The 11,794-nt window shown below is 66.9% G+C and carries 11 protein-coding genes; 5 read left to right on the top strand and 6 right to left on the bottom strand.

What is annotated here, in order from left to right; genetic code table 11:
• Positions 1–304, top strand: a 304-nt coding sequence (locus Q0J54_RS04760) for a transposase (protein WP_367172229.1), incomplete at its 5' end; no start/stop codon positions are given.
• Positions 305–347: 43 nt separating this feature from the next.
• Here Q0J54_RS04760 and speA read toward each other — a convergent pair.
• Positions 348–2,264, bottom strand: coding sequence for a biosynthetic arginine decarboxylase (gene speA / locus Q0J54_RS04755; RefSeq protein WP_296304285.1), 1,917 nt, complete (start codon positions 2,262–2,264; stop codon positions 348–350).
• Between the two features lie 241 nt (positions 2,265–2,505).
• On the opposite strand from speA, the gene Q0J54_RS04750 reads away from it, so the two are divergent.
• The 4 genes from Q0J54_RS04750 to hydF all read left to right on the top strand — a co-directional run bounded on the left by Q0J54_RS04750 (position 2,506) and on the right by hydF (position 7,140).
• Positions 2,506–3,285, top strand: a complete 780-nt coding sequence (locus tag Q0J54_RS04750; RefSeq protein ID WP_296304284.1) for an SPOR domain-containing protein — start codon at positions 2,506–2,508, stop codon at positions 3,283–3,285.
• A 66-nt stretch (positions 3,286–3,351) separates the two neighbouring features.
• The gene (locus tag Q0J54_RS04745) at positions 3,352–4,806 is read left to right on the top strand and encodes a monomeric [FeFe] hydrogenase (protein WP_296304283.1); all 1,455 of its coding nucleotides are present in this window, start codon (positions 3,352–3,354) and stop codon (positions 4,804–4,806) included.
• A gap of 80 nt (positions 4,807–4,886) precedes the next feature.
• Positions 4,887–5,867 (top strand): [FeFe] hydrogenase H-cluster radical SAM maturase HydE, encoded by a 981-nt coding sequence (gene hydE, locus Q0J54_RS04740; RefSeq protein WP_296304282.1) that lies wholly within the window; start codon positions 4,887–4,889, stop codon positions 5,865–5,867.
• A complete protein-coding gene (gene hydF, locus Q0J54_RS04735; protein ID WP_296304281.1) occupies positions 5,860–7,140 on the top strand; it encodes a [FeFe] hydrogenase H-cluster maturation GTPase HydF in 1,281 nt (426 codons plus the stop codon). The genes hydE and hydF overlap by 8 nt, the downstream gene beginning before the upstream one ends.
• Before the next feature lie 996 nt (positions 7,141–8,136).
• On the opposite strand, the gene Q0J54_RS04730 is transcribed toward hydF, so the two are convergent.
• The 5 genes from Q0J54_RS04730 to Q0J54_RS04710 all read right to left on the bottom strand — a co-directional run bounded on the left by Q0J54_RS04730 (position 8,137) and on the right by Q0J54_RS04710 (position 11,787).
• Positions 8,137–8,514, bottom strand: coding sequence for a CrcB family protein (locus Q0J54_RS04730; protein ID WP_296304280.1), 378 nt, complete (start codon positions 8,512–8,514; stop codon positions 8,137–8,139).
• Between the two features lie 36 nt (positions 8,515–8,550).
• Positions 8,551–8,694, bottom strand: a complete 144-nt coding sequence (locus Q0J54_RS04725) for a hypothetical protein (RefSeq protein ID WP_296304279.1) — start codon at positions 8,692–8,694, stop codon at positions 8,551–8,553.
• The gene (proC, locus tag Q0J54_RS04720; RefSeq protein WP_296304278.1) at positions 8,691–9,509 is read right to left on the bottom strand and encodes a pyrroline-5-carboxylate reductase; all 819 of its coding nucleotides are present in this window, start codon (positions 9,507–9,509) and stop codon (positions 8,691–8,693) included. Before proC ends, Q0J54_RS04725 begins: the two co-directional genes overlap by 4 nt.
• 529 nt (positions 9,510–10,038) lie before the next feature.
• Entirely contained in the window at positions 10,039–10,449 is a 411-nt protein-coding gene (gene uraH / locus Q0J54_RS04715; RefSeq protein ID WP_296304276.1) for a hydroxyisourate hydrolase, read from the bottom strand.
• A 105-nt stretch (positions 10,450–10,554) separates the two neighbouring features.
• Positions 10,555–11,787: a divergent polysaccharide deacetylase family protein gene (locus Q0J54_RS04710; protein WP_296304275.1), complete on the bottom strand. Its 1,233-nt coding sequence runs from the start codon at positions 11,785–11,787 to the stop codon at positions 10,555–10,557.
• Between the last annotated feature and the right edge of the window lie 7 nt (positions 11,788–11,794).

Raw genomic sequence — 11,794 nt, 5'->3', positions numbered from 1 at the left:
CAAAAGCATCACCTATGACCAGGGCAAGGAATTTTTCAATTACAAGCAGATAGACCAGCATTTTGGTACGGCAAGCTCTTTCCGCCACGCCGGCTGCCCCGGAGAGCGGGGGCTCAATGAGCAGACAAACGGACTGCTCCGGCAATTTTTCCCCCGCATGCGAAACTTCAGGGGCCTTGGGGAGCACGAGACAGCGCGGGCGGTGGCCTTCATAAACCACCACCCGCGCAAGAAGTTCGGTGACAGGACAACTGTGGAAAAAATGAGGGAAAACGGGGTCTTCCTTGTGTCAACTTTCGTTTGACAATCTGCCGTCCACAAAGGAGCCCTTCCCCCCACGATTCCCTTTATCTTTCAAAATAGGTATAGCCGCGCAGACCGTCTTCGAAACTCTGGAGGATGGCGTAACGGTCGCTGGGGGAGATGCGTTTTTCACGCACGGCGCGTTCGGCCGTACTGCGCAGATCATCGAGGATGCGGCGCGGGTCGTATTCCACATAGCTCAGGATATCGGCCACGGAGTCGCCGCGGATCTCGCGCACATATTCGTAGCTGCCGTCCTCGCCGCAGCGGATGGAGACCACATTGGTATCGCCCATGAGGTTATGGAGGTCGCCCAGGGTCTCCTGATACGCTCCCACGAGGAAGGCTCCGAGGTAATACTCCTCGCCGTCGCGCAGGGGGTGGAGATCGAGGGTATGTTTGAGGCCCTGTGAATCGATGAAGTGGTCGATGCGGCCGTCGGAATCGCAGGTGATGTCCGAAATGATGCCCTGCCGCGAGGGGAATTCGTTCAGGCGGTGGACGGGCATGATGGGGAAGAGCTGATTGATGGCCCAGGAGTCCGGCAGGGACTGGAACACGCTGAAATTGCCGTAATAGATGTCGGCAAGGCTGGCGTCGATGTCCTGCAGGTCGCGGGGAACGGTCTTGAGGCGGCGTTTTTCTTCAGCGATGCGCAGCATGATGGCCCAGAAGAAGCGCTCGGAGAGCGTGCGTTGCCGCAGGTTCACGCGGCCGGCCGAAAAGAGCTGCCGCATCTCGTCCCGGTAATAGATGGCGTCGTTGTAGCATTCCTGAAGATTGCGCAGCGTGATACCGGAGAGCACCTCGCGCAGGTTGCGGACCGGTTCGGGGGTCTCTTCGCTCAGCGTCTCGGGCAGCTGCACTTCTTCCACGGAGCTCACGTCGAGGATATTGAAGAGCAGGACGGAATAATACGCCACGGTGGCGCGCCCGGATTCCGTGATGATGTGCGGGTGGGGGATGTCCTGCTCATCCAGGATGCTCATAATGGCTTCCACCACGTCGGTGCTGTATTCGTCCAGCGTGTAGTTGCGGGAGGAGATGTAGTTGGTGTGGGAGCCGTCATAGTCCACGGCCAGGCCGCCGCCAAGGTCGAGGTAGCCCATGGGCGCGCCTTCCTGCACGAGGCCCACATAGAGGCGCGCCCCTTCCATGACGCCGCGCCGGATGTCGCGGATATTGGAGAGCTGCGAGCCCAGATGGTAGTGCAGCAGGCGGAAACAGTCGAGCATGTCATGGGCCTTGAGCTTGTCCACGACATCCACGATCTGCGAGGCCCCGAGGCCGAAGGTGGACCGCTCGCCGCCGGAATCGGTCCAGTGCCCGCCGGCCTTGACGGCCAGCTTGGCCCGCACGCCGATATTGGGGCGCACGCCGAGGGCCTTGCTGCGTTCCAGCAGCAGGTCCAGTTCACCGGGCATCTCCATGACGAAGTGTACGTTGAAGCCCAGCCGCTGGGCCTGCAGGCCGAGGTCGAAAAATTCCTCGTCCTTGTAGCCGTTGCAGATCAGGCAGGCTTCCGTATCCCGCATGAGGGAGATGGCGGCGATGAGCTCGGCCTTGGAGCCCACTTCCAGCCCGTGATGGTAATTGGCCCCGAACTGGGCGATCTTTTCCACCACCTGCTGCTGTTGATTGACCTTGATGGGGAAGACGCCGCGGTATTGGCCCTTGTAGCCCAGATTCTTGATGGCCTTGCGGAAGGAATCGTGGATGTTGCTGATGCGCGCATCCAGGATGTTTTCCACGCGCAGGAGCACCGGCATGTCGTAACCGCGCGCATGCAGCCCGGCGATGATCTCCGAAATGGGGATCTGCGGTCCCTTGGGCCCCTGGGGACAGATGACCACATCCCCGTTGTCGGCCACATTGAAATATCCGGCCCCCCAGTTGCGGATGCCGTAAAGTTCGATGGAATCTTCCACACGCCACTGCTGCAAGGCACGGTTTTTCGCCACTCTGCTTCCCCCCGTGAGGCTGGATGTTCGGCTCGGACGCCGTAAACAAGGAGCGCCCTGCCATCCGTCCGAACGGGGATGGCAAGGCAGCGACTGGTGCGCGCATTGTACGTTGAAGCGCCCCAAAGTCAATGCCGCTGACGCCGTCGCCCGAACCTGCGCGGGCCTCTCTTTACCTTCGCGACCCGGCGGGTTATGTCTTACGACGGTCAACAAAGAGATACCGGCCCAAGGAGCTTTCATGTCCAATCCCCTCCGCCAGAAAAAGACTCCCGGCAGGGAGGAAGGCACGCGTCCCGGCATCCCGCTGACGCTGCCTTCCATGCTGGCCGTGCTTTTTCTGGCGCTGGTCGCCATTTCTTCCGCCTACCTCGTCGGCGTCATGTTTGGCCGCAGCCAGTGGGAGAGCGGTTCGCCCATGAGTACCGACAGCAGCGACGCGCCCCGCAACGTGCGCCCGGATGACGGCACGGAAACGGCGGAAGCGAGCGCCGGCGAAGACGACGGCGCCTCCGCCTCCGCCCCGGAATCGTCCGATGCCGGCAGGGAGGCGGAGGGCATCCTGTCCGCCGAGGAGCTGCGCTTCTCCCGGGTGCTGCGCGCCGCTCCCGGCGAATCGGTGGAGCTGGCCAGCCCGCCGCTGCCGCCGGCCGTGCCGCCGCAGCCCGCCCCGGCCCAGCCCGCGCCCGGCAGCCCGCAGACGGCCGCCGTGCCGCCCATGCCGCCGGGCATGCAGGCCGCCGTTCCCGAAGGACGGACGGCGCCGCCGCCCGCTCCGGCCACCATGCACGATTACGTTTTTCAGGTAGGGGCCTTCCGGGACGAAGCCTCGGTGGACGATCTGCGTCAGCGGCTGGAAGGCCGCGGGCTCCGCACCCGCATGGAGCGCAGCGGCAAGCTGTATCTCGTCCTGGTTCTGCTGCGCGGCACGGATGAGCGCGCGGCGGAGATCCCGCGCATCATGGAAGAGCTGCGCCTCGGCAAGCCCCTGCTGCGGAGCCGTAAACCGGTCTTGCGTTGAGCGCCCGCATTTTTACAGGACAGGAGCCCTCCTTTTACCTACCCCTCTTTTTTTTCAGGAGAAAACATGACCCTGCAAAACAAGAACATGGTCTGTGCCCTGCGGCTCGGCGTCATCGGGCATATTGCCCGGGCTTTCTGGGAAGATCGCCTGGCCGAGCACATCGACAGCATCCCTTACGTCATGCGGCCGCGCAACGGCAACGAGCAGACCCGCTGCTGCATCTACAAGGACCGGGCCATCCTGCGCGAACGCATCATCGCGGCCTTGGGTTTCCGGCTGGAAGATCAGCCGGACGACAGCGTGCCCCTGCGTCACTTTGCCGAACAGGCGCTGGCCGATCAGACGCCCAACTGGCCCATCCTGACCGTCTGCGACATTGCCTGCCACGGCTGCATGAAGGCCCGCTACTTCGTCAGCGACGCCTGTCAGGGCTGCGTGGCCCGCTCCTGCGCCGGCAGCTGCCGCTTCGGGGCCATCTCCTTCGCGCAGGGGCGTTCCTATATCGACGCCAACAAATGCCGCAACTGCGGGCAATGCCACGACCACTGCCCCTACCAGGCCATCGTGCGCCTGAATGTCCCCTGCGAGGCGGCCTGCCCGGTGCAGGCCATCCACAAGGGCCCCGAGGGACGGGCGGAGATCGACTTCGACAAATGCACGAGCTGCGGCCGCTGCATGCGCGCCTGTCCCTTCGGCGCGGTCATGGAGCGCAGCGAAGTACTGGAGGTGCTGCTGGCCCTGCGCAGCGACGCCCATGTGACGGCCCTGGTGGCTCCGGCCATGGTCGGCCAGTTCAAGGGCGGGCTGCCGCGCATCATCACCGCGCTCAAGGCGCTGGGCTTCGACGAGGTGGCGGAGGTGGCCGCCGGCGCCGACGTCACCAGCCGGCGTGAAGCCGAGGAATTCGTGGAGCGCATGGCGCGCGGCGACAAGTTTATGACGACCTCCTGCTGCCCGGCCTATGTGGAGGCCGTTCGCCGCCACGCCCCCAACCTGCTCCCCTTCGTCTCGGAAACGCGTACGCCCATGCACTACGCGGCCGAGCTCTCGCGTCAGGCCCGGCCCGACACCATCAATGTCTTTCTCGGCCCCTGCGTGGCCAAGCGCACGGAAGGGCTCAACGACCCGCTGGTGGATTTCGTGCTGACCTTCGAAGAGGTCGGGGCCCTGCTGGACGCCAGGGGCATCGTGGTGGAGGAATGCGCCGAAGCCGAGCTCGGCAATGCCTCCGGCGCAGGACGCGGCTACGCCATTTCCGGCGGCGTGGCGGCCGCGGTCAAGAAGGTCGTGGGCGACCGGGAAGAGGTGCGGCCCATCTTTATCAACGGCCTTTCCCTGCAGGCCCTGCGTAAAATGCAATCCTATATCGACGGCAGCTGCCCCGGCAACCTCGTCGAGGTTATGACCTGCGTGGGCGGCTGCGTGGGCGGCGCGGGCGTGCTGGCCGAAGCGGACAAGGCGGCCCGCCTGGTGGACCGCTTTGCCCAGTCCTCGCCGGACAGCGCTCCGCACGACTAGGCCGCGGGCCGGGGGCCGTCCCGGTACGGACGACCTCCGGCCCCGCCGCTTTCGCCCCGCCATTGCCTCTCCGCCCAGTCATGGACCGTCGCCAGATCCTCGAGCTGCTTTTCCGCATGCCCTGGCCCGAACTGCGGGCCGCGGCGCAACGACAGCGCCGTGCCGCCGTGGGACGGCACGTCTTCGTGCGCGGCCTGCTGGAATTTGCCAATCTCTGCCGCCGCAACTGCCGCTACTGCGGCTTGCAGCGCGCCAACCGCGAACTTGGCCGCTACTGCCTGACCGAGGGGCAGATACTGGCCGCGGCCCGGCAGGCGGCCGCCGCCGGCGTGGACACCCTTGTCCTGCAATCCGGCGAATGGGAACGCCCGCCGCACTGGCTGGCCGGCATCATCCGGCAGGTCAAGGCCGAGCTGAGCCTGGCCGTCACCCTCAGCGTGGGCGAAGTGCCGCGCGAACACTATGCCCGCTGGCGGGAGGCCGGCGCGGACCGCTTCCTGCTGCGGCATGAGACGGCGGATGCGGCCCTGTATGCCCGTCTGCATCCCGGTCACCAGCTCGCGGAACGCATACGGGCGCTGGAATGGCTGGCCGAACTGGGCTACGAGGTCGGCTCGGGGTTTCTGGTAGGCGTGCCGGGCCAGCGTCCCACCTCGCTCGTGGACGACATCCTGCTGGTGCAGCGACTGGGCGTGGCCATGTGCGGCGTGGGCCCCTTCATCCCGCAGGCGGCCACGCCGCTGGCCCATGCGCCCCGTGGCGACGTGCCGTTGACGCTGCGGGTGCTGGCCGTCCTGCGGCTGGTCCTGCCCACGGCGCATCTGCCCGCCACCACGGCACTGGCCAGCCTCTCGCCCGCCGACGGACAACGACAGGGCCTGCTGGCCGGAGCCAATGTGCTCATGCCGTCCTTCACGCCGCCCGCCTGCCGTTCGGCCTACCGTATTTACGACAACAAGGCACAGGTGAGCCTCGAGGCCGCCCGCCGCGCCATAACCGCCGCGGGGCTGCGGCACAGTCTGCCCGCCGCCCCTCCGGCAGGAGATCCCGCCCATGTCTGATGCTCGTCGTCCCCAGCGGCTGCATATCGGCCTCTTCGGCCGCCGCAATGCCGGAAAATCCAGTCTGTGCAACGCGCTTTGCGGCCAGGATGCGGCCCTGGTCTCTCCCGTGCCCGGCACGACCACGGACCCGGTGGAAAAAGTGATGGAGCTCGCCCCGCTGGGCCCTGTGGTGCTGCTGGATACCCCCGGCCTCGATGATGCCGGCGAGCTGGGCGCGCAGCGCGTGGCCCGCAGCCTGCGGACGCTTGAGGAAGTGGATGTGGCTCTGGTCGTACTGGAGGACAGCCTCTGGGGCCCGCCGGAGGCCCGGCTTGCCGCGGCCCTGCAGGCGGCGGACGTGCCGTTCGGCGTCGTCTGCAACTGCCGGGATGCGGCGGCGGAGCAGGCCGCCCGCCGTCTGGGGCCGGAGACCTTCGCCCTGCCCGCGTCCATCCCGCTGGCCGTCTGCCGGCTGGACGGGACGTCCACGCCCGCCGGCGCGCTGGACGAGGTGCGGGAGCTGCTGGTGCGCCTGCGTCCGCAGGAGGAGGAACCTCCCCTGCTGCGCGATCTTCTCCCCCCGCGGGGGCGGCTGCTCCTCGTCTGCCCGCAGGACGGCAGCGCACCCAAGGGCCGCCTGATCATGCCGCAGGTACAGGCCATCCGCGATGCGCTGGACGGACACGCCCTCTGCCTCGTGGTCACGGACGAGGAATGCGGCGCGGCGCTGGAGAGTCTGCGCGAAGCGCCGCAGCTCATCGTCTGCGATTCCCAGGTCATTGCCCCCGTGGCCGCCGCAGCGCCGCCGGAGATCCCGCTCACCACCTTTTCCGTGCTCATGGCCCGCCTCAAGGGCGATCTGCCCTTGCTGGCGCGCGGCGCGGCGGCACTCCACAGTTTGCGCCCCGGCGACACGGTCCTCATCCAGGAGGCCTGCTCGCACCATCCGCAGGAGGACGACATCGGCCGGGTCAAGATCCCGCGTCTGCTGGCCCGTCTGGCGGGCGGCGAGCTGGACTGCCGCCTGCTGGCCGGCCGGCACTGGCAGGACTATGACGCGATCCAGCAGGCCCGCGTTGTGGTGCACTGCGGCGGCTGCACCCTCAGCCGGCGTCAGATGACCCGCCGTCTCATCACGGCACAGCGCGCCGATCTGCCCATGACCAATTACGGTATGGCCATATCGCTGGCGCAGGGCGTGCTGGAACGGGTGCTGTCGCCTTTCCCCGAAGCCCTTGCCGCCTACAGGGAAGCCTGCCTTGACCAGAGCGCCCGACAACGGCATGCTTGACGCAGAGAATGGCGGCCCGCCGCCCCCCTTACGGAGGTTCACATGCTGGAACTTGTGCTCGCCCTGCTCCTTTGCGGCCTGCTGGGCTTTGGCCTGTCCCGCCTCATCGGCAACGGCGCGGCGGGCAACGGCTGCGGCTGACGCCCCAACCTGCGCGCCCTCGGTCTGAGGGATCCGCTGAACGACAATGAACACCCCCCGCGCAAGGACGGCTTCTTTTTCGACGGCACGCCCGGAGCAAGGACGCCGTCCGCCGCGTCATCCCGTCCCGCCGGCAGTGACCGTGGCGGCGATCATGCCGGGGCGGATCCTCAGCCGGTTCGTCGTGCGACGGAGGCGGCGGGAATTGAACGGCATCAGGGCCGGGACGCATGATCAGACACCCCATCTCGAGGAGGGAAGTCTGACCCTCTGGAAAGGAAGATATTCTTTCCTTTGAACGGATGCTTCGCGCCCCATCCTCCTCACCCCGGCGGAGGGTGGGGGAAAGGCGGAGGAGCGTGCGGAGGAAAAAATGCCTTTCTGCAGGGCAACGCTCCGGGGAGGGCCCCGCAGGGCCGCGCCGGCAGGCATCGCCAGCACAGCAGGAGGAGACTTCTCCCCCCCAAAAAACACACAAGGAATCCTGTACCTGGAGGACCTGCATGATATGGGAACTGCTCAGCTTGCTTGGTAAATTTTTACTCGTGGTTTTTCTGCTCTTCCTGATTTACTTCATCTTCCGATATCTTGTCTTTGACGACATGATAAAAAAACGCTGCGGCTGACGCCCCAGACAGCGTGCCCTCGGTTCGAGGGCCCCTGTGGACGGTACTGGTGGCACTCTGAGCAAGGACGACGCTTTTTTCGATGACACCCCCGATTCCCATGCCCCGACAAGCGGTCGCTGCCCTCATTGCGGGGGATTCTTTGGCGGGGACGGCGATGGAGGCGACGGCGACGGTGGGGGGGATTGTGGAGGCTGCGACGGAGGCGGCGGCGGGGATTAACGGTGCATCAAAGCTGCCGGGCCAGCGTCATGCCCAGCAGCAGCGCCCCCATGCCCAGCACCACCTGCGCCCCGATGTTGAAGAACAGCAGCACAAGGCGCGTCTGCCCCAGCGCGAAGGAATCGAACATGAGGGACGAAAAGGTGGTGAACGAGCCCATGAAGCCCACCAGCAGGATGATGCGCACATGGTCGGGGATGAGCAGACGCACGGCCGCCAGATGCCAGATGAAGCCGAAGAGGAAGGATCCCAGCACATTGACCGTGAAGGTCCCCAGCGGATAGTTGCCGCCGGCCAGCCGGCTGGCCAGCTCCGAGATCCCGTAGCGGGCCAGCGTGCCCATTGCCCCGGCCAGCGCCAGCAGGCCCACATTGCTCAGGGTCATTGTCGGTCGCTCCTTTTCGCTGTCAAAGGCAGCGCGTCAGTTGTGCGTTGCTTCCGCCGCCATCGCCCGTACGCTCACTGAGCGGGCATGGAGGCGGGTCGTCTGGAAGACGGGCAGCGGCGGAGCCTCCCGCCGGACAAGCAGGCCGAGGTTCCGCATGCCGCCCGCCGGTCGGTTCATGCCTTGCCGCCTTCCATCTCGCGGCCGCGCTGCTCGGCGGCCAGCACGGCATCCACCAGCAGGCCGGAGAGGCCCGCCCGGTCGAGCACGTTGACGCCCGCGATGGTCAGCCCCGCCGGAGAGCAGACGTTGTCCCGCATCTCCATGAGAGGCGTCGTCTCTTGCCGGGCCATGCAGGCGCAGCCTTCAAAGAGGGCCGCCACCAGCTCGCGCGACTGCGCCCAGGAAAAGCCCTGTGTCGCCCCTGCCTGGACAAGGCCCTGCATCATCTGGAAGACATAGGCCGGCCCCGCGCCCACCAGCGCGGAAAAGGCGGTCATCCGCGCTTCGGGCAGCTCCACGCAGACGCCCAGATCGGCAAAGAGGCGCTGCACGCGCTCCCGAGCCTCCGGCGTCAGGGCCGGATCGTCAAAACACAGCGCAAAGACGCCCTTGCCCACCAGCGCGGGCGTGTTGGGCATGCAGCGCGCCACCGGGCAGCGTCCGCCGGAAGCCGCGCGCAAACGCTCCACGCTCACGCCGGCGGCCACGGAAACCAGCAGCTTGCCGGCGTCGAGCGCGGGCGACAGGCCGGCAAGCACGTCCGCCACCTGATAGGGTTTGACGGCCAGCACGACGATATCCGCTTGCCGTGCGGCCTCTTCCGCCGTTCCGCACAGCGTGAGCCCGCGCTCCACAAGAGCCGCCGCCCGGGCGGGGGTGCGCGTCATGCCGAGCAGACGGTAGTCCCGCTTGCCGGCCACCGCGAGCCAGCCGCCCAGCATGGCGCCGCCCATGTTGCCGCAGCCGATACAGGCAATGGTGCATGTAGCCATATCTCCTCCTGTTCCCCGCGCATGGGGCGGGGTCGTCTCCCCTGCTACGCCCTCACGGCGGGAAAGTCCAGCCGCGGCCAGCCGCAAACAGTCCGGCCGTCAGCGGGGTGTCGTCAAAAAGGGCACGGGCGGAGCTCTCCGCCGCGCGCCCTTTGCGCTTTTGTGCGGGCAACCCCGGTGCCGGGGGCAGGCCAGGGGCTGACAACATAAATTTTATAAATAATTTTACGCCATATGCCAAACGAGCCGTCCACACGCCGCGTGTCCATGGAGCGGGGGTCCCCCGTGTTCTCTCGACGCTTCCCCCGATAAAAGCGCGCTGGAAGAGGGATGGAGAGCGTGGGGGGAAGAATGGCGAGAACGCCTTTTCTCGCTTCGCTGCGAAAAGGCTGGGCCCTCCCGCGCCGGCGGCGATCCAGCGGGCGGCCCGCAGGCCATGCCTGTTGGGCCGCAAGGCCTTGCGGGCATCGACAGCAACGCGAGGGGTTCCCCTTCCCCCCACACAAACAGCAAGACGTGTCGGCAGGTCCTAGTTGCCGCGATAGGTGGAATAGCCGTTGGCCGACATGGTGATGGGGATATGGTAATGTCCGGCCCCTTCGATGGCGAAGATGATCTCCACAAAGGGGTAGAGCGAGGGCTCGTTATGGGCCTTGAAATAGGGGGCCACCTCGAAACGCAGCTTGTAGGTCCCGTCATTGCCCACGCCGGGGAGGAAGTTGCCCACCCGGCCGTTCTCGTCCGTCCGGCCTTCGGCCACCTTGACCCAGATGTCCTTGGTGGTGTCGATCTTGAAAAGGAGGATCTGCACCCCCGGCACAGGCTTGCCGCGGGTGATGTCGAGGATGTGGGTGGAGAGCTGGTAGGCGTCGGCACGGGCGGCGCTCGCTCCCGCGGCCAGCAGGGCCAGCGCCAGACAAACATGGACGAACCACTTCATGGAAAACCTCCGTGGGGTTGCAGGTGTATACATCAGCATGCCATGCCGGCAGGGCGCACGCCGTGACCCGGCGCAGGCGCGGCGCGAGAAAGGCGGCCGGCCGGCTCACTCCCCGTCAGTGCGGGTGGCCAGATGCCAGACCAGACGGCGCAGGGACACCACGGCGACCCCTTCCCGCCCGGCGGCCAGCGGCCATTGCCGGAGCGCCTGCACGGTCTCGGGATAGGGATGGCCGATGGCGATGGCCAGGCCATGCCGCCGCGCCTTTTCGGCCGCGATGTCCAGCGCGGCCAGGATGGCGGGGACCTTGCGCTCGTTGTCCAGGAAAACACTGCGCTCGGCCCCTACGAGACCCTGCTGGAGGGCCTCCTTGCAAAGAACGGAATGGTTCTGGGTCATGCTGTCCAGCACGAACAGCCCCTGCCCGCGTAACTGGCTGCACAGCAGGCGACAGCCGTTGCGACTGCCGGTAAAGCGCGAGCCCATGTGATTGTTGAAGCCGATGGCCGATGGCAGACGCGTGAAGGCGGCGTCCAGCACGGCGCGCATCTCGGCGGCGCTCATGCTCTCCGTCAGGGCGCCGGGGCCTGCGTCCGGCTGTTTGCCGCCTTCGCGACGCAACGGCTGCATGGGCAGATGCACGATGACGTCAAGTCCGCGTTCCCGCGCCAGCCGTTCCACTTCGCCAGCACGGCGCGCATGGGGCCAGACGGCAAAGGTCACCGGGAACGGCAGGGCGGCAAGCTGCTCCGCCGTTTCCAGCCGCTGCCCCATATCGTCGATGACGATGACGAGCGACCCCTCCCCCAGCGGCCGTGCCAGCGCGCCGAGCTGCGCCTCCTGCCCGGGAAAACGGATGCGCAGGACGGGCCGTTCGTTGATGCAGACCTCCAGGCTGCCGTCATCGCGCCAGACAAGCCGCGGCGCTTCCCCGGGCTGGAGCAGGGGGGATCCAGCGCCCGGGCGCATGGAGCGACGCCAGACCTCCACCCGCTCCTGCATGCCCAGCGCCAGCCGCAGGGGGGCGCGCACGCCTTCCATGACGTATTGCAGGACATCGTCAGCGCCGGAGCGGGGCTCCTGATAGAGACGGGCATGCGGCACGCCTGCCGCGGCGCGTTCCAGCACGGCCAGAAAGGCCCGTTGCCGCAGCGCCTGGAGACGCGGGCCGTCCGGTCCCCGGAGCTGCCGGGGCGCGCCGGGACCTTCCTGCCCCAGCGACCAGAGCCCGATGCCCAGGCAGAGAGCGAACCAGACCATGCCGAACAGCAGCAGACGCCTTGCCGCGCGCCCGCCTGCCGTCCGGCATGTTCCGGCGGAACTGGCCACTTTCCGCATGACGCCA

The organism is uncultured Desulfovibrio sp. (assembly GCF_944324935.1).
Lineage (GTDB): Bacteria > Desulfobacterota > Desulfovibrionia > Desulfovibrionales > Desulfovibrionaceae > Desulfovibrio.
The sequence above is the reverse complement of the archived record's forward strand: the minus strand, read 5'-3'. Positions and strand labels throughout refer to the sequence as shown.

Coding starts and splice junctions, on each gene's coding strand:
- hydF (WP_296304281.1), top strand. CDS start 5,860: ATGTCTGATGCTCGTCGTCCCCAGCGGCTGCATATCGGCCTCTTCGGC.
- Q0J54_RS04745 (WP_296304283.1), top strand. CDS start 3,352: ATGACCCTGCAAAACAAGAACATGGTCTGTGCCCTGCGGCTCGGCGTC.
- Q0J54_RS04750 (WP_296304284.1), top strand. CDS start 2,506: ATGTCCAATCCCCTCCGCCAGAAAAAGACTCCCGGCAGGGAGGAAGGC.
- proC (WP_296304278.1), bottom strand. CDS start 9,509: ATGGCTACATGCACCATTGCCTGTATCGGCTGCGGCAACATGGGCGGC.
- hydE (WP_296304282.1), top strand. CDS start 4,887: ATGGACCGTCGCCAGATCCTCGAGCTGCTTTTCCGCATGCCCTGGCCC.
- Q0J54_RS04725 (WP_296304279.1), bottom strand. CDS start 8,694: ATGAACCGACCGGCGGGCGGCATGCGGAACCTCGGCCTGCTTGTCCGG.
- uraH (WP_296304276.1), bottom strand. CDS start 10,449: ATGAAGTGGTTCGTCCATGTTTGTCTGGCGCTGGCCCTGCTGGCCGCG.
- Q0J54_RS04710 (WP_296304275.1), bottom strand. CDS start 11,787: ATGCGGAAAGTGGCCAGTTCCGCCGGAACATGCCGGACGGCAGGCGGG.
- Q0J54_RS04730 (WP_296304280.1), bottom strand. CDS start 8,514: ATGACCCTGAGCAATGTGGGCCTGCTGGCGCTGGCCGGGGCAATGGGC.